The sequence below is a fragment of the Nonomuraea cavernae genome, assembly GCF_040655715.1.
Lineage (GTDB): Bacteria > Actinomycetota > Actinomycetes > Streptosporangiales > Streptosporangiaceae > Nonomuraea > Nonomuraea cavernae_A.
Window position 1 is genome coordinate 34,006 of the sequence record NZ_JBFAKL010000006.1, and the last position, 24,790, is coordinate 58,795.

Below are 24,790 nucleotides of genomic sequence, written 5' to 3' on the forward strand. Positions count from 1 at the left end.
TCGCCAAATGGACTAGACCACTGGTCAGGTGTGCCGCGAGACCGCCGCCACCAGCTCGGGGAACCGGGCGAACCCGATCTTGGCGCCGAGCCGCCTGCCGAGCGTCTCGGCCAGCAGCCCGTAGAACGGCGCCAGCACGCAGACCCAGATCCAGCCGAGCGCGATCGGGACCACGAACGGCAGCGACAGGACCACGATGCCGAGCAGCGCGCCCATGGAGGAGGCGAAGGCCTGGCCGCCCTGGCCGGGCGCGGCCCCGCTGAAGGCGTTGAGCCTCTCGGGCACCGTGTAGGGGATGGTCACGCTGGTCACCGAACCGACGCCGAGCCCGACGCCGAGGGCGCCCCAGCCGGCCAGCAGGGCGGGCGCGATCGCTCCCGGGTCGCCGGTGAACAGGCTCGCGGCGACGGCGATCAGTACGAGCACGGGCGTGGCGAGCGCGGCGTTGGCCAGGTGGCGCCCGGCCAGGTCGGTGCGGAAGCTCTCCTCGGAACCGCAGGCCACGACGTTCATCCAGATCGACGGCCCGTCGATGCCGTAGGTGTTGCCCGACTGCAGCGCGATCATCAGCGCGCCCGACGAGGTCAGCAGGATGGCCAGCCACGGACCGGCCTCGCCGCCGGTGCTGTTGCCGAGCGAGAACGCCAGCACGACGGTGACCACGACCGCGGAGAACCAGCCGACCCGGAACCGGGGCTCGCGCCGGATGTACTTGAGCTCCTTCGTCACCACGGCCGCCAGCGGCCCGTCGGGCAGGAAGCGGTCGACCAGGCCGCTCTCCTTGCGTACGGAGGCCGCCTGGGTGGAGGAGTCGGGCATGACCAGCGCCCGGCTGAGCGCCTTGATCCACAGCCAGCCGACCAGGAGCACGATCAGCGCCAGCACGGCCAGCTCGGCCAGGCCGACGAGCCCGCCGTCGGAGATGGCGTGGGCGGCCAGGCCCGAGGGCGCCCACCGGAAGGCGTCGGCGATGCCGCGCAGGATCGCCACCGGGTCGCCGAGGTCGCTGTTGACGAGCAGGTTGGGCAACTGGGCGAGCAGCACCACGAAGATCGCCGCCACGGCGAGCACGTCGCGCCCGCGCCGGGTGCGCAGCGCGCCGGAGAGCGCGGTGGTGATCAGCCGGGAGGTGACCAGGCAGAGCGCGAACTGCAGGAGCACCGCCACCAGCCCGACCAGCAGGCCGCCGACGCCGGTGGCCAGCCCGGCCAGCGCGCCGGCCGTGACGATCAGGGTCGCCGCGGGCCACACCCCGGTGGCGGACGCGGTGAACATGCCGAGCGCGAGCCGCCCGGTGCTCAGCGGGAACAGCGACAGCCGCGCCGGGTCGATCGTGTCGTCCAGCCCGAACGCGAGCAGCGGCACGATCATCCAGCCGACGAGGAAGAACGTGTAGACGAGGATCACGATGTCGGTCGCGAGGTCGTGCGGCGCCAGCCGGATCAGGCTCATCAGGAAGAAGCCCAGCGCCGCCAGCAGCACGGCCATGACCAGCGTGAAGACGAACCCGAGCTTGCGGGACAGGTCACCGCGCAGGTTGCCGGCCAGCAGGCGGAGCTTGAGCTGGGCGAAGAGCGCGACCGTGGTCACTTCGGCTCCCCGTCTCCGGCGCCGAGGTCTCCGGCTGCGACGTCCCTGGAGCGAATGTCTCCGGCGCCGAGGTCCCTGGAGCCGGTGTCTCCAGTGCCGAGGTCTTTGGCGCCGAGGTCTTTGGCGCCGAGCCAGGTCAGGCCGGTGTCGCCGCCGTCGCGCGGACCACCCACCAACGCCAGGAAGGTGTCGTTGAGGCTGCGGTCGCCGCGCACCTTCTCCAGCGGGCCCTGCGCCACGATGTAACCGCCGTTCATCACCGACACCCAGTCGCACAGCCGCTCGACGAGGTCCATGACGTGGCTGGAGAAGATGACGGTGGACCCCGAGGCGGTGAAGCGCTGAAGCACCTCGGTGAGCGTGTTGGCGCTGACCGGGTCGACCCCCTCGAACGGCTCGTCGAGGAAGAGCACCGAGGGGTTGTGCAGCAGCGCCGCCGCGAGCCCGATCTTCTTGCGCATGCCGGTGGAGTAGTCGACGACCAGCTTGTCGGCCGCTCCGGCCAGGTCCATCACCTGCAGCAGATCCTCCGCGCGCCCCTGGACGTCGGCCTTGGGGATGCCGCGGAGCCGGCCGCTGTAGTGCAGTAACTCCCTGCCCGACAGCCGCTCGAACAGCCGCAGCCCCTCCGGCAGCACGCCGATGCGAGCCTTGACCTGGACCTGGTCGCGCCAGACGTCGAGCCCGTCGACCTCGGCCCGGCCGCCGTCGGGACGTAGCAGGCCGGTGATCATGCTGAGCGTGGTCGTCTTGCCCGCGCCGTTGGGCCCGACGAGTCCGGCGAAGCTGCCCGCCGGGACGACGAGGTCGACCCCCGCCACCGCGATCTGCTGGCCGTACCGTTTGAACAGGCCTTGTGTGCGAACGGCGTCCGTCATGGAACCACTCTAAGAGGAGGGGTTACCCTTGCGCGCATGAGCGCTGTTGCCCCAATGCCGGACATACCGGATATTCACACCACTGCTGGCAAGATTGCTGATCTCGAGCGCCGGCTCGACCAGGCCGCGCACGCCGGGTCGGCGGCGGCTGTGGAGAAGCAGCACGCCAAAGGCAAGATGACGGCCCGCGAGCGCGTGCTGGCCCTGCTCGACGAGGGCTCGTTCGTGGAGTTCGACGAGTTCGCCCGGCACCGGTCCACGATGTTCGGGCTGGAGAACCGGCGGCCCTACGGCGACGGCGTGATCACCGGCTACGGCACCGTGGACGGGCGCCAGGTCTGTGTCTTCTCGCAGGACGTGACGATCTTCGGCGGCTCCCTCGGCGAGGTCTACGGCGAGAAGATCGTCAAGGTGCTGGACATGGCGCTGAAGACCGGCTGCCCGGTCATCGGCATCAACGAGGGCGGCGGCGCGCGCATCCAGGAGGGCGTGGTCGCGCTCGGCCTCTACGCGGAGATCTTCAAACGCAACGTGCACGCCTCGGGCGTGATCCCGCAGATCTCGCTGATCATGGGCGCGGCGGCGGGCGGGCACGTCTACTCCCCCGCGCTGACGGACTTCGTGGTCATGGTCGACCAGACCTCGCAGATGTTCATCACCGGACCCGACGTGATCAAGACCGTGACGGGCGAGGAGGTCACGTTCGAGGAGCTCGGCGGGGCCCACACGCACAACACCAAGTCGGGCGTGGCCCACTACCAGGCGTCCAACGAGGAGGACGCGCTGGAGTACGTCAAGTCGCTGCTGTCCTACCTGCCGTCCAACAACCTGGACGAGGCCCCGGTGTTCGAGCCGGCCGCCGACCTGGAGCCCGACGCGGAGCTCGACACGCTGATCCCCGACTCCGCCAACCAGCCGTACGACATGCACCGGGTGATCGAGCACGTGCTCGACGACGGGGAGTTCCTGGAGGTCCACGCGCTGTTCGCGCCGAACCTGGTGGTGGGCTACGGCCGCCTGGACGGCCAGTCGGTGGGTGTGGTGGCCAACCAGCCGATGCATTTCGCCGGCTGCCTGGATATCGACGCTTCCGAGAAGGCGGCCCGATTTATTCGAACATGTGACGCTTTCAATATCCCGATCCTCACTTTTGTTGATGTTCCGGGTTTCCTCCCTGGAACGGATCAGGAATGGAACGGAATCATCCGTCGCGGCGCCAAGCTGCTCTACGCCTACGCCGAGGCCACCGTCCCGCTGATCACGGTCATCACCCGTAAGGCGTACGGCGGCGCGTACGACGTCATGGGGTCCAAGCACCTCGGTGCGGACGTCAACCTGGCCTGGCCGACCGCGCAGATCGCGGTGATGGGCGCGCAGGGCGCGGTTAACATCCTCTACCGGCGCGAGCTGGCCGCGGCCGGTGACGCCGACGCCGAACGAGCCAGGCTGGTGACTGAGTACGAAGACACCCTGGCCAATCCGTACATCGCGGCCGAACGCGGCTACGTCGACTCGGTGATCAAGCCGTCCGAGACGCGGGCGCACGTCGTCCGGGCCCTGCGCGCGCTACGGAACAAGCGGGCCACGCTGCCCCCGAAGAAGCATGGGAACATCCCGCTATGAGCGGACACCTGCGTATTGTCCGGGGCGACGCCACCGCCGAGGAGATCGCCGCTCTCGTGGCCGTCTTCGCGGCCCGTCAGGTCGCTCCGGAGCCTCCGGCCCCGGCCAGAACACAAACATGGCGAAACCCATCAAGAGCCATGCGTAAGCCGCTCTCTCCAGGGAAGTCGGCTTGGCGGACGAGCGGCCTACCCTAGATAGATCCCGGGAAACGGGTGTCAAGTTCTCCGGGAGTTGGGACTATCTAGAGAAAGTGGACGTATATAGTCGGCCGATCAACTAACGCCGCGGCCTGGAGGACGACATGGCCATCCCAGACCTCATGCCGCACCCTGTGGCAGCTAAGTACGCCGTCCTGGTGGACGTCGGTTATCTCTACGCTGCAGCAGGTGAAGTGCTGCTTGGCGCGAAGGAACGCAAGGAATATCGGGTGGCCGCGGATGAGCTGATCCAGAGCCTCCAGAAACATGCATTGGAACGTATTTCCGGCGAACTCCTGCGGATCTATTGGTATGACGCAGCCCGTGACCGCGTGCCCACCGTCGATCAGCGGGTCATCGCCCAGCTCCCCTGGGTCAAGGTACGGCTTGGCAACCTCAACGCCCGTGGCCAGCAGAAGGGTGTGGACGCGCAGATCAGGAGTGACCTGGAGGCGCTGGCCAGGCACCACGCGGTGACCGACACCATCCTGCTGGCGGGCGATGAGGACATGGTGCCCGCCGTCGAGGCCGCCCAGGCGTACGGCGTTCGCATCCACCTTTGGGGCGTCGAGCCGCCATACGGCACCAACCAGGCCGAACGCCTCGTTTGGGAGTCCGACACCGTCGAAGTGATCACTGCTGATTTCCTGAGGCCCTTTTTCAGCCGTGCTCCGCAGCCTGTTCCGGTCGCACCGCCGGCCGCCGCTCCATCGCCCGCCCAGGTGTTCGCCGGACGGGCTCCGGTCAAGCCGCACGTCAAGCCCGGGCAGGTCGCCAAGCTCGGGCCCAGCCGCCCTCGGGTCGAGGACGTCGGCGAGCACGTGGCACAGAAGTGGATTCTCACCCGGGGCCGCGACAACATCCGCGACCTGCTGCCGGGGCCGATCCTGCCGACCGTCATCGACACGGAGCTGCTGATCGAGGCGGAGAAGGAGCTCGGCCACTCGCTGCGCCCGTTCCCCGAGGCCCGGGTCTGGCTGCGCGACGGGTTCTGGGCGCGCGTCTACCGGGAGTTCGACCTGGGGGTCGGGGTCTCGTCCAAGTGACCTGACCAGGGCCTCCGGCGTGGCCACGGAGGCCCATCGCGAATCGACCTCATCAGGGTGTCCGATTCCCGCCACTCGCCTGCCGTGGCCTGCTGACCTGCGATTTCACGGTGAGGTCCGATTTCCGCCGGTCACCGGATACCACCAGCGCATATCGTCGAAGACATGGCACCCATCGAGCTCGACTTCGACTCCTGCTACCGAGCGGTCTCCGCGCGGGATGCCCGGTTCGACGGGCGCTTCTACACGGCGGTGACGACCACGCGCATCTACTGCCGCCCGATCTGCCCGGCTCGCACCCCGGCGACGCGCAACGTGCGGTTCTACCGCCACGCGGCCTCGGCGGAAGCCGCCGGTTTCCGCCCCTGCAAGCGCTGCCGCCCCGAGCTCTCCCCCGGTGACCCCGGCTGGGACCTGCGCGGCGACCTCGTCGGCCGGGCGCTGCGGCTGATCGACGACGGCGACGCCGACGACAGCGGCGTGGCCGGGCTGGCCAGGCGGCTGCACATCACCGAACGCCACCTGCACCGGCTGTTCGTCGCCGAGCTGGGCGTGGGGCCGCTCGCGGTGGCGCGGACGAAGCGGTTGCTGCTGGCCAAGCAGCTGCTGACCGAGACCGCTCTGCCGGTGACGGAGGTGGCGTTCGCGGCCGGGTTCGGGAGTGTGCGGCAGTTCAACGCGGCCATGCGCGAGACGTACGGCTTCACACCGAGCGAGCTGCGCGCCACGGCCCGCGGCCCCGCGGCGGCCCGCGCCGTCCGCGGCGGTTCCGCCTCCGGAAACGGGGTGAGCGACGCCGGGCCGGACAGCGGGGTGGCCACGGCGCCGGCGGCGTTCCGGCTGCGCCTGCACCGGCGGGAGCCGTACGACGTGGAGGGAGTGTTCGGTTTCCTGGCCTCGCGGGCCATCCCGGGCCTGGAGGTGGCCGATGCCGCCTCCTACAGCCGCGCCGTCCCCGGCGGCACGATCACTCTCACCCCGAAGCCCGGCCACCTGGCCCTGGACGTCGAGGTGAAGGACACCCGGCAGCTTGCCCGCATCGTGGCCCGCTGCCGCCGCCTGCTCGACCTCGACGCCGATCCCCACGCGATCGCCGCCGCGCTGGGCCAGACGTCGCTGGCCCCGCTGGTCGAGGCGCGTCCGGGACTACGGGTGCCGGGCACGTTCGACGGGTTCGAGCTGGCCGTACGCGCCGTGGTGGGACAGCAGATCTCGGTCGCCGGGGCGCGCACCCTGCTGGGCCGCATCGTGGCCAGAGCCGGGCGCGGCATCGAGGGCACCGTGTTCACCCACCTCTTCCCCACCCCGGCCGAGCTCGCCGAGGCCGACCTCCAGGGCCTCGGCCTGACGAACCGCCGGATCGCCACCCTCAACGAGCTGGCCTCCCGTACCAGCGGCGGCCGGATCGACCTCGACGGCGGCCAGGATCCGGCCGAGGCCGTGACCGAGCTGCTCCAGGTCCCCGGCATCGGCCCCTGGACCGCGAGCTACATCGCACTGCGCGCGCTGCGCGACCCCGACGCCTGGCCCGTCGGCGACCTGGTGCTCACCAAGCGCCTGGCCTGCCTGGGCATTCCCGATGACCACATCGAGCGGTGGCGCCCCTGGCGGGCCTACGCCGCCCTGCACCTCTGGAGCTCAACATGATCGAAGCACAGGTCCTGCCGACCCCGATCGGCCCGCTGTCCGTTCTGACGCGCGAGGGCGTGCTCGTCGCGGCCGGCTTCACCGCCGACCCCGAGGAGATGTACGCACGGCTCGCGCCCGCCCTGCGAACCGAGGGCCTGGACGTGGTCGACGACCTCGGCCCCGCCGCCCAGGCGGTTCGCGACTACTTCGACGGCGACCTCACGGCCCTCGACGCCATCCCGGTCGAGCAGCCGGGCAGCACCACCCGCCGGCGCCTGCACCAGGCCCTGCGCGAGGTGAAGCCCGGCACCACGGTCTCCTACGCCCAGCTCGCCGAACGCGCCGGGCTACCCAGGACGGCCGCCCGCGCGGCGGGCTCGGCCTGCGCCCAGAACCTGATCGCCCCGTTCGTCCCCTGCCACCGCGTCCTGCCCAGTACGGGCGGATTCGGCGGCTACTACTACGGCGCTCCGGTAAAGGAATGGCTGCTGGCCCACGAAGCGGGAAAACTTTCGGTCATGACGTGACAGCGGTCGGTAACATCCCCGGGTGACCGGATCTTACGAGCACAAGAGCGAGTTCATCATCAGATGGCTCCGCAAGGAACAAGCCAGATCGGCGCCTCGGTCCGTGATCGGTTTCCTCGACGCTCGCGGCATCCCCGTGACCGACGAGGCCCGGGCCCGCATCTCCGGATGCACGGACGAGGCGCTGCTCGACGAGTGGACGTTCAAGGCGCTCAGCGTGCGAAGCGTTGACGAGTTGTTCGATTGATCAGAGCCTGGCGAGGGCCGGTACGGCAAGACCGTACCGGCCCTCCGGCGTCTGAGCGGACCTCGGCCACGGGTCCGCGCACGCCGCTCCGCACCTCGGGCCACGGTTGCGCACGTTGCTCCGCACTTCGACTACGGGTTGCGAACGTTGCTCTGCACCTCGCCGACCGGCACGTCGCGCGTGGCGCTCACCTCGACCGGGGCGAACTGGAACGGCACCACCCGGTCGGCCACCTGGACCGGCCAGGTGCTCGACACGGTCAGCTCGTAGACCTCACGCGGCTGGTCGATCGAGGCCCGCAGATACTGCACGCCGCAGGTGAACGCGGCGCCCTTGACGTAGGGGGTGCCGACCTGGCCACAGCCGTCCTGGACCACCTTCGCGCGGTCGTCGGTGGTGCCCGACGTGATCGTGATGTTCTGCCGCGTCGCGGTCACGGTCGCGCTCATGATGCCCGGCAGCGTCGCGGTGACCGAACGCTGGGAGTCGCCGGGGTTGTCGAGCCAGACGAAGGTGGGCAGGTTGACGTAGCTCTTGACGTCGGGATTGAGCTTGATGACCGGCTCGGGCACGGTCAGCGCGGCCCTGGCGATCTCCGCCAACTGCTCGAACGTGATCCCGGAAGGCGGCGTGGTGTCGGGCGGCACGAAGAGGAACAGCTCCAGCTCGGCCCAGCACGCCGCGCCCTGGGGATGGCTCGTGTCGTAGGCGGGCGTCCACCAGCGGCCCGGCTGGCCCTTCTTGTCCTTGAACTGCTGGACGAACCTGTTGAAGCTCTCGTCGTCGGCCTTGATCCTGGCGAACTGGGTGCGGGGGTCGGTCTGGAACTTCAGCATCGCTTCGGCGTCCAGGCCCGGTTCGTACCAGCAAGGACGCTTGACGCGGTAGCCGTCGCTCTTGCCGCCCTTGACGTCGCCCTTCAGGACGATGCTGGAGTTGGACAGCGTGATGCCCCGCTCGTTGCCGCGCTCGGTGCCCTCGATCGTCGTGTCGCCACCGGGCTTGGGAGTGGGGGCGAGGACCAGCAGCCCGGCGACCAGTGCCGGGACCAAGGGGTTCATCGAATCTCCTCAAGGCTGGAGACCCCGTCCTTCGGGGCGGGGAGGAAAGCTGTCATCAAAATCGAACAGGTGTACGATATTTAACGGATCTTGCGGTACGGTGTGCGGCGTGACGCAGATCGTGAAGCGGCCTACAGGTACCGCTTCCAGCGGAGAGGCGAAACGCCTGCGGAGCTGGTGTAAGACCTCAAGGGAAGTCCTCCTTCCTGGCGGGCGACCGGCGGTGAAACAGGAACCCGCGCGGGCGACCGGGGGAATCCCCCTCGTTCACGAGGCGGAGGATGTTTTGCACCTTTCGTCGTCGTTGGACACGAGTGCCCTGATGCGCCACACACCGTCGTCGCCGCGGTGCGCGAGCGCGGCCTGGTGGTAGGGCTCACGCGTCCAGTCGGGCTGGGACGCCACCGCCTTACCGGTGCGCGTGGAGATCAGGCGCAGCTCTGACTCGTCCACGCACATGTCGATCTGGGCCCCCTTGCTCCTGGCGGCGCTGACGTGCAGGTCGTAGAGCCGCGCGACACCGCGCAGCGACTGGTCGGTGTCGGTGAACTCCCGGATCCACTCGGTCGCCTGCACCTCCGCGTCGATCTCCAGGTCGCGGCTGTAACGATCGACGCCGGCGACCACGGCCTTACGGGTGCCGAGGTAGTAGTTGGTCAGCACCTTCAGCAGCGGGTCGGGGTTCGCCGGCCACTCGATGCGCACTCTCATCCCGCCGCCGACCGCGACCGTCTGCGGCCCGGCCGTGGGCGAGGCCCGTGCCGCCGTCTTCGCCGGGGACGCCGCCTCGCGCGGGGTGTAGGGCCGCTCGGCCTGGGCTGCGCACCCGGCCACCAGCAGCGCCAACGCCACGGCCCCCGTCATGGCCCTCGCCACGACCCCCGTCACGACCCCCGTCACGACCCCCGTCATGGCCCCCGTCATGGCCCTCGCCATGGCCCCCGAGCGGACTCTCGATGGGGCCCCCGACGGGACCAGCCGCATCACGCCAGCGCCTTTCCCGCCCGTAGGCGGGCGTTCGGTCGCGCATGAGTGCTCGGTCTCGCTGCCGACCTGGCACCGAGGTGGCCGTCGCGTCCGTGAACGGCCGGTCATACGCCCTGGCACGTCCCTTTCCGGTGAACCCGTCACGCGTCTCATGCCGTGGACTCCCTCACCACGTGCAGGCGCCACGACGGCAGCAGCTCGTCGATGAGCGCCTCGGTCTCGGGGGCCAGTCCGCCGCCGTACGCGTGCGAACCGGCCCTTCTGGTCAACGCCTCGACGACCGCGCGCAGCCGTACGAGATCGCCTGTGGCGTGGGTGGCGCGCAGCAGGTCGCGCCAGAGCCCCTCGTCGTCGGCGGCGAGCAGCAGGCCGGCCCGGACGGCCGCGACCGCGGCGTCCGGCTCCCCGTGCGCCAGCCTGATCTCGCACAGGCGGTGCGCGGCGTCGGCGACCCCGGCCGTCACGTCGTACTCCAGCTCGTCGGCGGCCAGCCAGGAGTATCGGCCGGCCGGACGCCCGCTCAGCAGGGGACCTCTGACCAGGCCGAGCGCCCTCTCCAGGAGCACGGCCCGCGCTGTGGGATCGCCGTGGGACCGGCGAACCATCTCGCGGAACAGCGCCCAGTCGGTGCGGACCTCGGGCCCCAGTCTGAGCCTGCCCGCCTCGTCGATGCGCAGGTGCCGCTTGCCCAGCCAGGCGGCGACCCGGGCGATCGTCGCGTCTCTGACCATGGGCTGCACGCCCCTCGGCCACAGCACGCCGCCCAGGACGACCGGATGCACGCCTCCGGGATGGGTGGCGAGGTAGACCAGCAGCTCGGCGGCGAGCGCCATCCGGCCTTCTTCCAGCGGGTCGAGGCCGACGATCTCGATCGGCCCGAGCATCCGCACCTCGACGGCGGGCAGGCCGTAGTCGGCCAGCGGCTCGGCCTCGGGGATGGCCTCGCCGTCGAGCTGCTCGGCCGTACGGAACAGGGCGACCAGGGCCTGGTAGTGGCGGCGTGGCAGGAGCTGCGCGGTCACCTCGAAGCCGAGTTCGGCGATCTTCGCCTTGCCGTCGTCGGTGATCTCCAGGGTCCAGGTGGCGTGCGGCACGTCGCCGGTCACCACGTATCCGGCTGTGTCCTTGCGGGCCAGAAGGGCCAGCCGTCTCGCCTCGTCGTGGCTCGGCGTCACCGCCGACAGCAGGTAGTGGGCGTCACGCGGGCGACCGGTGATCCGGCCGGTCAGCACCTCCTGGCGGGGGGCGGCGGTCGCCTCCAGTTCCGGCAGCACCTCGGCCAGGCCGCCCACGGCCCTGATGCGGTCGGGGGCGATCGCGGTCAGCTCCTCGCCGAACCCGACGAGCGTGATGCGCATGCGGTCGGACCACCGGTTGGTGGCCAGCTCGACGGCCAGCGCGGCGAGGGCGGCGGTGGTCTGCCGGCCGCGGATGTTGATCAGGCCCTGGGCGGCCTCCAGGTCGATCAGCACCCGCCCGCTCGCGTCGGTGCCGAGAGACACCAGCCCCGGGTAGGGGGCGCCGCCCAGTGGGTTCTCCCCCGAATCGGGCAGCAGGCGGCCCTCGTGGGCGGACAGCCGCCACACCTGGCCACCGTCCTGGGCGGCCCACGGTGCGGGCGCGTCGCCGTCAGGGGGATGGATCCACAGGTCGAGGTTGCGCGGCGACAGGTGGGCCGCGTAGACGGTCGGCGGAGTGCGGCCGGTCGTGGCCAGTTCGGCGCCGAGCAGCCTCAGGCCGACGTCGAGGATCCGGGTGCCGGGCGCGTCGGCGCCCAGCCGGAGCGCCACCTCGGCCTCGGCGGCGTCGTCGCGCGGGCGCACGATGCGGTGGCCGAACGCGCGCCGCCACAGCTGCGCGCGGCGCCGCCTGCCGAGCGCGGCCAGCAGCCCGGCGGCGGCCAGGGACGCCCCGGCGAGGTACTCGACGAGCTCCAGCCCGGGCCGCTGCTCCGCCGGTGCCTGCCGTTCGGCCGGACGCTGATCCTCGGCCGGACGCTGTTGGTCGGCGGGGCCCCGCCGGGTGTCGCGCGTCTCGCCGGCCTCGTGTTTTCCGTGCTTCTTCTCGACCGCCTGCTGCTGCTCCGCGCCGACGCGAGCCGGGCTGGTCGTGGCCCTGCCGGGGTGTTCGCGCAGCGTTTCGGCACGCGGCTGCCTGGCGGGGACGACGTGCACGTTGCGCGCGTCGTCGGGCATGTCGAGCACCCAGCCCGGCCTGATCAGGTCGGCCATCCGGAGGCGGGCGGCGTCGGGTTGCTCCTTGTGCTGGTTGAGCCGGAAGATCTCCGGATATCGCCGGCCGTCGCCCAGGCACTTCTCGGCGATCTCCCACAGGCTCTCGTGGTGGCGGCCGTGCGGCGGCTGCACCACGTACACCTTCTTGCTCCGCTGGGTCTCCAGCGGCTGCTCCACGACAGAAGCCGAGAACGCGACCGTCGTCATGGGCGGCGGGGCGGGCGGCGGTGTGCCGAGCCGCGCGATGGGCACGGCCGCCGCCCCGACGGTGAACAGCAGCAGCACCGCCGAGACCAGCCGGTTGGCCAGCCACTGGGTGCCGCCGGACAACGGCACCCTGGCCGGCATGCCGACCCGGCGGACTCCCGCGTACACCTCGACGATCACGCACGCGAACAGCTGCAGCCAGGCCAGCCAGACGAGCAGGACCAGCACGGCGGTGATCGTGGACGGGCCGACGCGGCTGGTGAGCAGGTCGAGGTCGAGCAGTTGCGGCCCGAGCGGCGGCCCGACGAACATGAGCAGGGCGTAGGGGACGCCGCCGACGAGCGCCACCAGCACCACGAGCGCCGCGAGCCCCGCGAGCACGTCGCCCGTGGACCTCCTCGCCGGGATGCGCGCGGGCGGCTGCGCGGGCATGCGCGCATGCGCGCGCCCGGGTGGGCGCACCGGCTCTCGCGTGGGCATCGCCTCTCCTTTCTCGCGTCCAGCGTCCTTCCACACCGATCTCCGGGCCACCGAGTGGTCGGAATCGGTCTGGCTCATCTGGCCTCGGGTCCGGCCGTCGCCGTGCCCTCCATCTCGGTGCCCGGGAACCCGATGGCCCCGAGGAAGAACGCGGTCCAGGCCACCTTGACGGTGACCGTCACCGCGGTCTGCCCCTGCTCAACGGCGCAGGTGCCGGTGGACACGTCGTCACCGCCGTGAGCCGCGATCACCTCGTCGGCCCTGGCGCACACCTGTCCCTCGTCCAGCAGCCGGGTCTGACCGGTGGCACGTAGGTGGTCGACGTCGATCGTGTCAGCGCCCGCGCGGGCGGCCTGCTCAGCGACGTCGGCGGCCCGCAGCCGGGCGTTGATCGCCGCCCCGCCGTCGACCAGCAGCCCGGCGAGCAGGAAGACGACCACGGAGAAGAGCACGGTGAACACCGACATGGACCCGCGCTCCCCGGCGGCCCTGGGGTTCAATCGATCCTCCGCAGCTGTTCGAGCGGCACCACGGCCGTGCCGGTCATCTGTTTGGTGCCGTTGAATCCCAGGAAGCTCAGGTCCAGCTCGCAGCTCACCTCGGCCTGCACCTGGCCACCCGCCTCCCACTCGGAGCCGGCCAGCGAGACGGCGGGCTGCGCGCACTGCCCCTGCAGCGCGGCCGTGGTGGTCGCCTCGGCGGCCGTGCCGGCGTCGTCGAACGTACGCTGCACCGAGGCGGCCCGGGCCGCGTCCCTGGCGGCCCCGTTGACCTGACCCTGAGCTTCGACGACCCGGCCGGCTCCGGCCAGGAACATCAGGAAGAGCAGGAAGACCGGGGCCAGCATGACCGTCTCCACGGCCATCGACCCCCGGTCACGCCTCGTTCGCAGGCTCATGCGCAGTCGTCACCCCCGTCGTCGGGCCGGAAGCACTCCACTGGCCCGCCCGCGGTGGCCGTGATCGTGAAGGTGAGCTCGGGCAGCAACGGGATGACCTGGACGGCGCTGCCCGTCACCGTGACGAAACGCTGGTCGGGCTCCCTGACCGAGGTGGTGGCCGTGGCGTCGGAGAGCAACCGGGGGCCGATCGTCCGCACAATGGACGTGGCCTTGGTCTGGGCCTCGCCCTCCCAGGAGCCCGAGTCGAACGGGGCCGAGCGGGCCACGCGGGCGCCCTCGCGGGCGGCGGCCTCCGCGACCTGGCGTCCGTGAAACCAGAGCGTCACCTGCACGATGAGGAGCACTACCGCGAGAACGACCGGCATCAGCAGGGCCAGTTCGACCACCGTGACACCGCGCTCGCGACCGAGCCGGCGTTCGCGACCGAGCCGGGACGAGATCACGTGTCCCCGCTACCGCCGCCGAAGGAGTTCTGGATATCGCTCTGCTTCTGCTCCACCAGCGTCTTGATCAGCGTGGCGAGGCCGAGCGCGACGCCGGCGATGATGGCGGTGATGATCACCCATTCGACGGCGGAGGCGCCCCGGCTGGGCGCGGTGCGGGCGCGATGGACGCGGACACCGAGGTAGGCCCGCAGGTAGATGATCCAGGGATGGTTCATGAGGACCCCAACATCTTCATAGCGGCTGGAAAACTGAGAAAAATCACGAAACCCGCGCAGAGCAGGAGCTGTGCCACGAGCATCGACTGGGAGCGCTCGCCGGCCCGGCCCTCGATCTCCGCGAGCTCGCGGCGGCGCAGTGTGGCCGCTCTGGCCGTCAGCGACGCCCGGACCTTGGCGCCGTCGTCGGCGACCAGGCCGAGCGCGGCCGACAGGTCGCGCAGCTCGTCGACGTTGATCTCCTCGCCGAGCTGGCCGAGCGCCTGCCACGGGGTGATGCCGACGATCCGGGCCCCGCTGAGCGCGTCGCGGATGCGGGCCATCGCCCAGTTGGGCTGGTCGCCGCTGACCGAGACCGCCATCATCAGCGCCTCGGGAACGCCCCGGCCACCCGCCAGGTTCATGGAGACCAGGTCGAGGAACGCGCCGACCACGTGCCTGAAGTCACGCCGCCGCGCCGCCGCGTCCCGCCTGACCTGTACGTCGGGCAGGAAGAAGAAGAGCAGGGCGGCGAGCACGGCGGCCCAGAACGGAATCGCGAGCGACGTGCCCCACTCCATCAGGACCAGCCAGCCGAGCAGCACGGGGAAGGCCAGCAGCCCGGCCGCCGCCAGCAGCGCCTTGGTGGCCAGGAAGCCCTCGAACGAGCGCCCGACCAAGGCCAGGTCGGCCTTGACCGAGCGGGCCTCCCAGCCGCGCGCGTGGTAGACGCGGGCCAGCCTGACGCCGACGCCCCGGCGGAAGGCGCTGACCTCCTCGTCGGGCAGCACGAGCTGGATGCGGGGCGCGCCCGCGTCCTCGCGCACCGCCTCGATCGCCAGCAATCGCGCCACCAGGCCCGGCTGGGCCGGGAAGATCGCGCGCAGCAGCAGGAACAGGCCGAACCCGAGCGCGCCACCGGCGAGTACGCCTTCAACCATTGCCGCCTCCGACCAGCAGACGTGTGGGCTTGTCGAACCGGGCGAGCCGCCGCATCCAGGCGAACCCGGCGCCGAACAGCCCGGCCACGACGGCGAGCACCGCCTGGCCGAGCAGGCCGGCGTATTCGCTGACGTAGGACGGGTTGAAGACGACGAGCAGGCCGGCGAAGACCAGCGCGGTGATCACCACGATCTGCACGCTGCGCCTCGTGGAGCGGCGCTCGGCCTCGACGCGGCGGCGCATGTCGAGCTCCTCGCGCGCCGACACCGCCAGTGCGCCCAGCACGTCGCGCAGGCCCGGGCCGCGCAGCTTGGAGTTGAGGATCAGCGCCGCCACCACCAGGTCGGCCGACGGGTCGTCGAGCTCGTCGGCGAACAGCGCCAGCGCGTCGGGCAGCGCCATCCTGGTGTGCAGCCGGTCGACCAGCGCCCGCAGGTGGGGTCTCAGCATGGGCGCGGCCGCTCTGATCGACGACGGAATGGCCTGTTCGAGCCCGGCCGCGCCGGCGATCGTGTCACGCAGCGACTCGGTCCAGGCGGCCAGCCCTTCGAGCCGGCGCATCGCCGCGCGCTCCTCGGCCGCGCCACCCGACAGGCCGCGCCAGGCGAACACCAGCAGCACCGAACCCACGGCGACCACCGGCCAGCGGGTGACCGCCAGGACGACGACGGCCACGACCGCGGCGATCGCGCCGCGCGTGGTCAGCATCCTGACCAGGTGGCGCTCGGGCTGCGACGGCTTGGGGCGCAGGCCGTACAGGGAGAGGATGAGCAGGAAGACGCCGCCGCCGGCGGCGGCGCCGGCGAACAGCGCCAGCGGGTCGAGAGGGATCATCACCAGCCTCCCGGGTGGTAACCGTGGGCGGCGAGCTCCTGCAGGCAGGAGACGGGGGCGTGGGGCAGGGCGGAGCCGTCGGGGCCCGGCGCGAACACCTCGCTCGACAGGACCCGGCCGTCGCAGCCGTTGACCTCGCGGATGCTGGAGACGTAGCGGCGCAGGGTGCCGCCGCGGTCGTAGTCGTTGCGTTTCTCGACGAAGACCACGAAGTCGATGGCGCCGGCGATGAGCATGTGGGTGGCGTCGATGGGGAGGCGCTCGTTGGCCTGCAGGGCGTAGGTGGAGATGCGGTTGAACACCTCCATGCTGGAGTTGGCGTGGATGGTGGACAGGGAGCCGTCGTTGCCCTGCGTCATCGCGTTGAGCATGGTGACGATCTCGTCGCCGAGCACCTCGCCGACGATGACGCGGCTGGGGTTCATCCGGAGGGAGCGCCTGACCAGCTCGGCCATGGTGATCTCGCCCTGGCCCTCGGAGTTGGGCAGCCGTTGCTCGAAGGCGACCACGTTGGGGTGGAGCTCGGGGAACTGGTCGAGACCGAGCTCAAGCGCGCGCTCGACGGTGATCAGCCGCTCGCCGGCCGGGATCTCGTTGGCCAGAGCTCGCAGCAGGGTCGTCTTCCCGGCGTTGGTGGAGCCCGCGATCATGAGGTTTTTGCGCGCGGTGACCGCGGCCGTCAGGAACCGGCCGATCTCGGGGCTCAGCGTGCCGTTGCCCACCAGGTCGGACAGGAACACCTTGCCGAGGCGGGCGCGGCGGATCGACACGGCCGGCCTGAGCGTGACGTCCATGACGGCGCTCAGCCGCGAGCCGTCGGGCAGTCTCAGGTCGAGCTGCGGGTTGGCGGTGTCGAACGGCCGGCTCGACAGGCCCGAGTAGGCCGCCAGGATCTGGATCAGCTCGATCAGCTCCTCGTCGGACTCGGCGACCGGATCGTGCGCGAGCTCCTGGCCGTCGGCGTAGCCGACGAAGACCTTGTCGCAGCCGTTGATGTCGATGTTCTCGACGTCGGGGTCGTCGAGCAGCGGCTGGAGTCGGCCCACGCCGAACAGCGCGGCGTGGATGCCGGCCGCCAGTGCCTCCTCCTCCTCGACCGTGGGCGGGGTGCGGCCCAGGCCGATCTCGTTGCGCGCGTGTTCCTCCAGCACCTGGGAGATCAGCGCCCTGGCGAACTGCCGCTCGTCCTCTCCGGTCATCGCGGCCAGCCCATTGGCCTGGTCGAGCCTGCGCTGGTGGGCCAGGCGGTCGCCGACCTCCTGGCGGAAGCGCTTCACGAGGGAGTGGTCGATCACGGGTGGCTCACCAGCCGTCCTGCGAGGTCGCGTGCCGTACGGATGAGCAGCGAACGGTCGAGCCGTCCGCCCCACTGGCCGCGCAGCAGCTCGGCGCCCTTGGGATCGTGGGCCAGGCCGTAGACGAACCCGACGGTCGAGCCCACGATGCGGCGTACGTCGTCGATCGAGGAGCGGTAGTTGCGCGGGTCGGCGATCACGACGACGCCGTGGGCCTTGGTGATCGAAAGGCGTTCGCGCAGGTGGGCGACGTGGTCGAGGGTGGCCCTGGTCAGCAGCACGACCTTCTCGGCCTCGGCCAGCAGGTCACCGAGCTGGGGGTGGGCGCCGAGGCGGCCGCAGTCGGCGATCACGTCGGCGTGCGGCACGGCGGCGAGCGAGCGGCCGAGCGGACCCCACAGCCAGGTCAGCCCGGCCGCCTGCTCGCCATGGGTGAGCCCGGCCAGCACGTCGAGCCCGCCCACGATCTTCTGCGTGTGCTCGTGGATCTGCGCCGGCTCCAGCCCGCGGCGCGCCGTCGCCGCCAGCGTGAGCAGGCCCTTGCCCGGGTTGAGCACGCCGCCGTCGGCGCTGGGCAGCCGGTAGGCGAGGTCACCGCCCGCGGGGTCGCATTCGGCGAGCAGCACGGGCCTCGGCCAGACGGCCGCCAGGGCCGTCGCGGCGGTGGTCACCCCTGGCGCGCCTTTGTCGGCGGCCAGCACGATCAGCGCCACCTCAGCGAGCCCCGGGCAGCACGGCCACCGCGATCTCACCGCTGGAGGCGTATCTGAGAATCTCCGGTGACGCCGTCGAGTCGACGATCACGGTGATCTGCCCGCTGCCGCCGGTCCTGCCCGGCGCTCCGACGCTGACCACGAGCGCACTCTGGGCGAGCACCCGGCTCTCCGTCTGGCTGGAACGGCCCGGCACGTGCACGACCTGCACCCGGTCGCCCTTGACGAGGCCGGCCGGCGCCTGGCCGGGCTTGAGCGCGAGCCCCACCTTGGCCTTACCGGGGCCCAGCTCCTGGCTGGCCGTGACGCCCATGTCGTCGATGAACAGGGTGCCGGGCAGGATGGTGACCGCGGCGAAGCTGTCGAGCACCTTCTGCCGCTGGGACCAGCTGACGTAGTCGATGCCGGTGTCGGCGATCTGCACCTCTTCGATCGCCTGCTCGGTGAACGGCTGGCCCGCGCCGACCTGCTCGGTGATCCTGATCGCGGAGATCCGGTCTCCGCTGCGCATCACGAGCAGCGTCGTGGCCAGCGCCCCGCCCAGGATGAGGAGCACCGCGAGGGCCGCCAGGGCAGGCTTCCGCTCGCGGGGTGGGACGGGGAGCTTGCGCGAGGCCGGGCCGGACAACCCCGCCGTGTTGACGGCAGGGTTGACGGCAGGCTTTTCGCTGGTCCTCATGGGTGGGGGGCTCCCATTTGTGAAATGTCGAATTCACGCCATTATGTGCAACCGCGCGGCGAGGCGGGGCTGGAACGCGAGGAACCATGCTCGTTTCGCAGGTGGGGTGGTGTCAACTCGACCAAATCCATGCCTGTTTTTTCTAGCGAGTTGACGCGCATACTTTCTACGGCTATGAGTCACATCTTCAACATGTGCAGCACTGTTCACGGATGTTTCGCGATTTACGGGCTCCGGGGCCTTTTGATCGCTTGGCCCGGTCCCTGCCGTTTAGCTCCTCGATCGCCGCCATCTGGCCTCTGGCCTGTGGCTACGGGCACCCTACTCGCCGCCGCCGACGATCCTGCCACATGCCCACCGCTTTTCGGACCGCCCCATCGAGGCTTTCGTCCCCCGTACGACAGGGGAGCCGGACTTACCGGAACCGCCCCTCGGAGGGGCCTTTCGAAGGGGTCTACCTGCGGTTAAAAGCGGCAAATAGCATGCGCGCGTTCGGAGGCCACCGGCTTTTCCACAGCCTTTTCGGCGGCGGATCGGTTATCCACAACTCGCGGATTCCATGCCATTGCCGTCAACCAGCGGGCTTAACGTCGCTTCGGGCGCTACCTTGGCGCCCGAGTTCTGACCGAGGAGACGGCCCATGCGGATCATGCTCACCGTGCTCGGCGGGCAGGGCGACCGTGACGTCGTGATCGACGGTGACGACGGCGCCACGGTCGCCGGGGTGAGCGAGGCGCTCGGCGGTCAGGAGCCGCTCGCCAAGGTCGTCCGGCTGCCCGGAGCGCGAGCGCCCTATGGCATGTCGGCCTCCGGCGGCCCGTCCTCCGTGCCCGATCCGCGCCGTTCGGGATCCGGACGGGGCGATCCGGATGGCGGGGCGGCCGGGGATTCCATGACGCTGTGGCGCAACGGGCGGCCCCTTGACCCGCGTGCGCCGGCCACGGCGGTGCTGCGTGACGGCGACAAGGTGACGCTCGATCCCCGCCTGGCGAGGTCCACGATCACCGAGGAGCCGGGCGGAGTGGCCGAGGTGCGGGTCGTGGGCGGGCCTGCCGCCGGCGCCGTGCATCGCCTGGGGCTCGGGGTGCACGTCATCGGGTCCGATCCCATGTGCGCGGTCGCCGTGCCGGATCCGATGCTGGCCCCCGAGGCCGTCACCCTCCGCGTGACCCCTGACGCGATCACCATGGAGCCCGCGCGGCGGGCACCGCCTGAGCAGGCCCCACGGCTGAGGTTGAAGGGCCGGTGGGCCGCGGAGGTCGCCGAGCTCACCGCGCGGGTCGCCGAGCGGGAGGCGGCCGAGCTGTCCTCCGACTCCTGGCAGAGCCCCGAGCTGGACGCGCGGCCACTCACCGAGGCGGCCGACTGGCCCGAGCACGCGGTGCTGACCTGCGGATCATCCGTGTTCACCCTGACCGCGATCGAGCCGAGGGACGCCCACCTCGCGCCTCGCCCCGAGGGCGGCGTGGCCTACAACCGGCCGCCCCGGCTCAGCCGCACCGAGGGACAACGGGCGTTCAAGAAGCCGCAGGAGCCGCGGCGGGCCGAGGGGATGCGGCTGCAACTCCTGGCGGCGTTCCTGCCGGCGGTGGTGGGCGTGACGCTCGCCTACGTGCTGAACCAGTGGTATTTCCTGCTCTTCGCCCTGATGACCCCAGTGATCATGATCGGGCAGTGGTGGAGCGATCGCCGTCATGGCAAAAAGCAGCACCGGAAGGCGGCCAAGGAGTTCAAGGAGCGGCTGGAGGCCTACGAGGCGGCAGTCGAGCGGGCCAGGGCCGAGAACGAGCTGGAGCGCAGGGCCGACGCGCCTGATCCCGCCCAGGTGCTGCTCACCGCCACGGGGCCGCGCAGGCGGTTGTGGGAGCGCCGGATCCACGATCCCGACTCGCTCCGGCTCAGGGTCGGCCTGGCCGACCTGCCTGCCGGGCTGGAGCTCACCGAGGAGCAGAGCGGCGGCCCCATCGACCCGCCCATCTGCCGCGCCGTGCCCGTGGCGCTGGCCATGCGCAGGCTCGGCGTGGCCGGCGTCACCGGCCCGCGCGACGCGGCCGTCGGCCTGGCCGGCTGGCTGATCGGGCAGGCCGCGACCCTGCACAGCCCTCGCGACCTCGCCGTCGTGGTCCTGTCCGCGCACCCCGACGGTGAGCGCCGCTGGGGCTGGGTGCGATGGCTGCCGCACTGCGCGCCACGCGGCGGCGAAGACTGCGTGGCGCTGGTCGGCACCGACCCCGAGTCCGCCGCGCGCCGCGTCGCCGAGCTGGCCTCCCTCATCGACGAGCGCCAGAACACCGCGATCCCCGAGCTCGGCAAGATCCCCACCGGGTGGGACGACCTCGGCGGTCCCGAGGCACCCGCCTTCGCCACCTTCGACGAGCGCCCCTACGACGTGCTGGTCGTGCTCGACGGCGCCCAGGTCCTGCGCGGACTGCCCGGCATGCCGCAGGTGCTGCGTCAGGGCCCGCGCACGGGCGTCTTCACCCTGGCGCTCGACGACGACCAGCGGCTGTTGCCCGAGGAGTGCGCGACGGTCGCGGCGTGCGGGTCCGACGGGCTCGTCCACCTGCGGGGCGGCGGGCTCGACGTCATCGGGCCGGTCCTGGGCGATCTCGTCTCACCGTCGTGGTGCGACCGCCTGGCCAGGGCCCTCGCGCCGATCCGCGACGTGAGCCGCGACGATCCCTCGGGCAACCTGCCCGGCGCGGTCCGCCTGCTCGACCTGCTGGGCCTGCGCTCCCCCTCCGGCCAGGAGATCGCCGCCCGCTGGCACGAGCAGGGCTCGACCAAGGCCGTGATCGGTGTCGGCCCGGACGGCCGCTTCTCGGTCGACCTCGGCCTCGACGGCCCGCACGGGCTGATCGCCGGCACCACCGGAGCGGGCAAGTCCGAGCTGCTGCAGACCCTGATCTGCTCGCTCGCCGTGGCCAACCGTCCCGACCAGCTGACGTTCGTGCTGATCGACTACAAGGGCGGCGCCGCCTTCAAGGAGTGCGTACGACTGCCGCACACGGTCGGCATGGTCAGCGACCTCGACGGCCACCTGACGCAGCGGGCCCTCGACTCCCTCGCCGCCGAGGTCCGCCGCCGCGAGCGCCTGCTTCTGGCGGCCGGCGCCAAGGACATCGACGACTACACCGGTGACCCGCTGCCACGACTGGTGCTGATCATCGACGAGTTCGCCGCGCTGGTGGCCGAGTTGCCCGACTTCGTGGCCGGGCTCGTCGACATCGCCCGCCGGGGCCGCTCGCTGGGCATCCACCTCATCCTGGCCACCCAGCGCCCGGCAGGTGTGGTGACGGCCGACATCCAGGCCAACACCTCGCTGCGGATCGCGCTCAGGGTCACCGAACCCATGGAGTCGACGGACGTCATCGACCTGCCGGACGCGGCCCACATCTCCAAGTCGACGCCCGGCCGCTGCTACGTGAAGTCCGGCGTGGGCGCCGCGACGGCCGTCCAGACGGCACGAGTAGGCGGTCGCAGCCCCCTGCCCGCCTCCGCGCCCCGGCCCGGTCCTTCAGCCGGAATCGGCCCTTCGGGGGATGGCTCCTCCACGGGTGGTTCCTCCACGGGTGGTTCCTCCGTGGACGGCACCTCCAGCGGTGGTTCCTCGTGCGGTGGTTCCTCAGGCAGTGGATCCTCGGGCAGCGGTTCCTCAGGCAGCATCAGGAGAGGACCTCTCGGGAGTGACGTTCCAGGAAGCGGAGTGGCCAGAGGCGGCCTCTCCGAAGGCAGCCCCTCTGGAAGTGGTCCGGGCCTTCCGGGAGGCAGCCCCTCTGCTAGTGGTCCGGGCCTTCCGGGAGGCAGCCCCTCTGGGAGTGGTCGCAGAAGGCTGTCTCCCTACCGGGACGGCACTCCCGGCCAGCGACCCGTCACCGGGCTCCACGCGGCTTCACCCACTCTCCGCACTGCACCTGGCCCACGAGAGGGCGGGCATGCGACAGGGAGCCTTCCCGGGGTCGGGAGGCCGGGTGGCGTGATCGGGATCGGGAGAGGCGCCGGGGACAGCGGGCCGGTGCGGGTGGTCGAGGTCAACTGGCGGTCGCTGGGCCGGGCGCTGCCCGCGCCGCCGGAGCCCACGGAGGAGTCGGCGGTCACCGACCTGTCGATCCTGGCCGACGCGGTCATCGAAGCCACCCGGCTGACCGGCGTACGGCAGCAGCCGAGTCCGTGGCTGGAGCCGCTCCCCACGCGGTTCGTCCTCGACGAGGTGTTCGGCGAGAACGGGGCGCGGGCCGGATCGGGGAAGGGGTCGCTCACAGGGCCGGGGTCACTCACGGGGCCCCGCTGGCTCGGGCCGGACGCGTGGCCCGCGCGAGGCTCGGAAGGATTCGGCGACGGCACCTCCACCGACCAGGGAACGTTCGGCGAGGTGCGGCCGCTGGCGTTCGGGGTCACGGACCGGCCGTGGGCGCAGGACCGGCGCCCGCTCGCGCTGGATCTGAGCCACGGCGGCCACCTCCTCATCGCCGGCGCGGCACGCAGCGGAAGGTCCACGGCGCTGCGCACGATCGCGGGCGCGATCGCCGCCCAGGCCTCTCCCGCCGACGTGCACATCCACGCGATCGACTGCGGCTCGGGCGCGCTGCTGCCCCTCGTGGCGATGCCGCACTGCGGCGCTGTCGTGACTCGCGACCAACTCGACCGCGTCGAACGTCTCCTCTCCCGGTTGAGGGCCGAGGTAGGCCGCCGCCAGCAGTTGCTGGCCGAGGCCGGCCACGCCTCACTGGCCGAATACCGCCAGGCCGGGCATCGCCTGCCGTGGCTGGTGTTCATGCTCGACCGCTGGGAGGGGTTCGTCGCGGCGTTCGAGGGCTACGACTACGGGCGGCTGCCCGAGGCGTTGCTGCAGTTGCTGCGGGAGGGCCCGGCGGTGGGGTTGCGTGCGGTCGTCACCGGCGACCGTTCGAGCCTGATGGGCCAGGTGTCCACGGTGTTCGACGACCGGCTGATCCTCCGTCTGGCGGATCCGTCCGACTACGGCTTGGCCGGGCTGCCCATCAAAGGGCTCCCGGCCTCCATGCCACCCGGCCGGGCCCTGTCGTTGGGTGAGCACGGCATCGTGGAGCACCAGATCGCCCTGCTCTCCAGCGACCCCTCGGGACCCGCCCAGGTGGCCGCCCTGCAGTCCCTGTCCCGCACCCTCACCTCCGGCTCCCGGCAGCGGGAAGAAGAGCGGCCGCTGCGGGTGGACGCGCTGCCGGTGCGGATCACCGCGAGCCAGACGTTCGACCTCGTGCCCGGTTTCCAGCCGCCCTCCCCGCTCTGGGCGCTGATCGGCGCGGGAGGTGACGCGCTGACGCCCCAGGGGATCGACCTGCTCGCCCAGGGGCCAGGCGCGGTGATCGCCGGGCCCGCGCGCTCGGGACGCTCCTCAACGCTGCTCACCGCGGCGAAGTCGTTGATCTCGTCCGGCACACCTGTCATCGCCGTAGCCCCCAGGCGCAGCCCGCTCAGGACTCTGGACGGGACGCTCGCCGTGCTGGACGGCAACAGTGACCAGCTCCAGGGTCTGGTCACCGGGCTGGAGCGCTACGTGGTGCTGGTGGACGACGCCGAGCTCGTCAACCCCGACTCACCGCTCGGGATGGCGCTGGACGAGGTGCTCCGATCGGGAAGGGACGGCGAGCACGGGCTGATCATCGCCGGGACCACAGGTGACCTGGCCACATCCTTCCGGGGCTTCACGGCTGAGACGCGTAAGGCTCGGACGGGCTTACTGCTGTCCGTGCAGAGTCCCTCCGACGGAGACCTGTTCACGATCCGGCTCCCGCGCGGCGCCGTCGGCGGGCCCCCAGGACGCGGCCTCCTCGTCACCGCGGGCGCCACCCTGCCGGTGCAGGCCGCCCTCCCCGACACGAGCACCTGACGACGCTAGACGCGGCCTCCTCGTCACCGCGGGCGCCCCTGCCGGTGCACACCGCCTCCCAGCGTGAGCGTCTGGCGACGCTAGTCGCCCTATCAGGCGCCAACGGGGCAGCCACAGTGCCTCACAGAGGGGGTGCTGCGTGGAGGTGGGTACGTGGGCTCGTCCCCGGTACGGCCACGGGTCTCAACATGGGGGCCGAGGCAGGGGC

Annotated in this window: 21 protein-coding genes; 7 read left to right on the top strand and 14 right to left on the bottom strand. The window is 71.3% G+C overall.

Going from position 1 to position 24,790, the window contains the following annotated elements; translation table 11 throughout:
• Positions 1–24: 24 nt before the first annotated feature.
• Complete coding sequence (locus tag AB0I38_RS10525) at positions 25–1,590, bottom strand: hypothetical protein (RefSeq protein ID WP_358465266.1); 1,566 nt, start codon at positions 1,588–1,590, stop codon at positions 25–27.
• Positions 1,587–2,468 (bottom strand): ABC transporter ATP-binding protein, encoded by an 882-nt coding sequence (locus AB0I38_RS10530; RefSeq protein WP_358465269.1) that lies wholly within the window; start codon positions 2,466–2,468, stop codon positions 1,587–1,589. The genes AB0I38_RS10525 and AB0I38_RS10530 overlap by 4 nt, the downstream gene beginning before the upstream one ends.
• 36 nt (positions 2,469–2,504) lie before the next feature.
• On the opposite strand from AB0I38_RS10530, the gene AB0I38_RS10535 reads away from it, so the two are divergent.
• The 6 genes from AB0I38_RS10535 (at position 2,505) to AB0I38_RS10560 (ending at position 7,740) form a co-directional block, all read left to right on the top strand.
• Complete coding sequence (locus AB0I38_RS10535; RefSeq protein WP_358465272.1) at positions 2,505–4,091, top strand: acyl-CoA carboxylase subunit beta; 1,587 nt, start codon at positions 2,505–2,507, stop codon at positions 4,089–4,091.
• Positions 4,088–4,288, top strand: coding sequence for an acyl-CoA carboxylase subunit epsilon (locus AB0I38_RS10540; protein ID WP_358465275.1), 201 nt, complete (start codon positions 4,088–4,090; stop codon positions 4,286–4,288). The genes AB0I38_RS10535 and AB0I38_RS10540 overlap by 4 nt, the downstream gene beginning before the upstream one ends.
• Positions 4,289–4,395: 107 nt before the next feature.
• A complete protein-coding gene (locus AB0I38_RS10545; protein ID WP_189128473.1) occupies positions 4,396–5,337 on the top strand; it encodes an NYN domain-containing protein in 942 nt (313 codons plus the stop codon).
• A 165-nt stretch (positions 5,338–5,502) separates the two neighbouring features.
• A complete protein-coding gene (locus AB0I38_RS10550) occupies positions 5,503–6,984 on the top strand; it encodes a DNA-3-methyladenine glycosylase 2 family protein (RefSeq protein ID WP_358465279.1) in 1,482 nt (493 codons plus the stop codon).
• Positions 6,981–7,493, top strand: coding sequence for a methylated-DNA--[protein]-cysteine S-methyltransferase (locus AB0I38_RS10555; protein WP_358465282.1), 513 nt, complete (start codon positions 6,981–6,983; stop codon positions 7,491–7,493). The genes AB0I38_RS10550 and AB0I38_RS10555 overlap by 4 nt, the downstream gene beginning before the upstream one ends.
• Positions 7,494–7,515: 22 nt before the next feature.
• On the top strand, positions 7,516–7,740 hold the full coding sequence (locus tag AB0I38_RS10560; RefSeq protein WP_358465285.1) for a hypothetical protein: 225 nt from the start codon (positions 7,516–7,518) through the stop codon (positions 7,738–7,740).
• A gap of 131 nt (positions 7,741–7,871) precedes the next feature.
• On the opposite strand, the gene AB0I38_RS10565 is transcribed toward AB0I38_RS10560, so the two are convergent.
• The 12 genes from AB0I38_RS10565 to AB0I38_RS10620 all read right to left on the bottom strand — a co-directional run bounded on the left by AB0I38_RS10565 (position 7,872) and on the right by AB0I38_RS10620 (position 18,713).
• Entirely contained in the window at positions 7,872–8,801 is a 930-nt protein-coding gene (locus tag AB0I38_RS10565) for a hypothetical protein (protein WP_358465288.1), read from the bottom strand.
• A gap of 267 nt (positions 8,802–9,068) precedes the next feature.
• Positions 9,069–9,713, bottom strand: coding sequence for a hypothetical protein (locus AB0I38_RS10570; RefSeq protein ID WP_358465291.1), 645 nt, complete (start codon positions 9,711–9,713; stop codon positions 9,069–9,071).
• A gap of 224 nt (positions 9,714–9,937) precedes the next feature.
• The gene (locus AB0I38_RS10575) at positions 9,938–12,709 is read right to left on the bottom strand and encodes a BTAD domain-containing putative transcriptional regulator (RefSeq protein ID WP_358465294.1); all 2,772 of its coding nucleotides are present in this window, start codon (positions 12,707–12,709) and stop codon (positions 9,938–9,940) included.
• Positions 12,710–12,783: 74 nt separating this feature from the next.
• Positions 12,784–13,176: a pilus assembly protein TadG-related protein gene (locus tag AB0I38_RS10580; protein ID WP_358465297.1), complete on the bottom strand. Its 393-nt coding sequence runs from the start codon at positions 13,174–13,176 to the stop codon at positions 12,784–12,786.
• 29 nt (positions 13,177–13,205) lie between these two features.
• On the bottom strand, positions 13,206–13,607 hold the full coding sequence (locus tag AB0I38_RS10585; protein ID WP_358465300.1) for a TadE family protein: 402 nt from the start codon (positions 13,605–13,607) through the stop codon (positions 13,206–13,208).
• Positions 13,604–14,053, bottom strand: coding sequence for a TadE/TadG family type IV pilus assembly protein (locus AB0I38_RS10590; protein WP_358465303.1), 450 nt, complete (start codon positions 14,051–14,053; stop codon positions 13,604–13,606). The genes AB0I38_RS10585 and AB0I38_RS10590 overlap by 4 nt, the downstream gene beginning before the upstream one ends.
• A complete protein-coding gene (locus AB0I38_RS10595; protein WP_358465306.1) occupies positions 14,050–14,271 on the bottom strand; it encodes a Flp family type IVb pilin in 222 nt (73 codons plus the stop codon). The genes AB0I38_RS10590 and AB0I38_RS10595 overlap by 4 nt, the downstream gene beginning before the upstream one ends.
• The gene (locus tag AB0I38_RS10600) at positions 14,268–15,191 is read right to left on the bottom strand and encodes a type II secretion system F family protein (protein WP_358465308.1); all 924 of its coding nucleotides are present in this window, start codon (positions 15,189–15,191) and stop codon (positions 14,268–14,270) included. The genes AB0I38_RS10595 and AB0I38_RS10600 overlap by 4 nt, the downstream gene beginning before the upstream one ends.
• On the bottom strand, positions 15,184–16,026 hold the full coding sequence (locus AB0I38_RS10605; RefSeq protein WP_358465310.1) for a type II secretion system F family protein: 843 nt from the start codon (positions 16,024–16,026) through the stop codon (positions 15,184–15,186). The genes AB0I38_RS10600 and AB0I38_RS10605 overlap by 8 nt, the downstream gene beginning before the upstream one ends.
• Positions 16,026–17,321, bottom strand: coding sequence for a CpaF family protein (locus AB0I38_RS10610; protein WP_358465313.1), 1,296 nt, complete (start codon positions 17,319–17,321; stop codon positions 16,026–16,028). The genes AB0I38_RS10605 and AB0I38_RS10610 overlap by 1 nt, the downstream gene beginning before the upstream one ends.
• Positions 17,318–18,073: a hypothetical protein gene (locus AB0I38_RS10615; protein ID WP_358465316.1), complete on the bottom strand. Its 756-nt coding sequence runs from the start codon at positions 18,071–18,073 to the stop codon at positions 17,318–17,320. Before AB0I38_RS10615 ends, AB0I38_RS10610 begins: the two co-directional genes overlap by 4 nt.
• Positions 18,036–18,713 carry a hypothetical protein gene (locus AB0I38_RS10620; protein WP_358465319.1) on the bottom strand — a complete coding sequence of 226 codons (678 nt, stop codon included), beginning with the start codon at positions 18,711–18,713 and terminating at the stop codon, positions 18,036–18,038. Before AB0I38_RS10620 ends, AB0I38_RS10615 begins: the two co-directional genes overlap by 38 nt.
• 640 nt (positions 18,714–19,353) lie before the next feature.
• Here AB0I38_RS10620 and AB0I38_RS10625 point away from each other — a divergent pair.
• Positions 19,354–24,582, top strand: coding sequence for an FtsK/SpoIIIE domain-containing protein (locus AB0I38_RS10625; protein WP_358465322.1), 5,229 nt, complete (start codon positions 19,354–19,356; stop codon positions 24,580–24,582).
• Positions 24,583–24,790 lie beyond the last annotated feature (208 nt).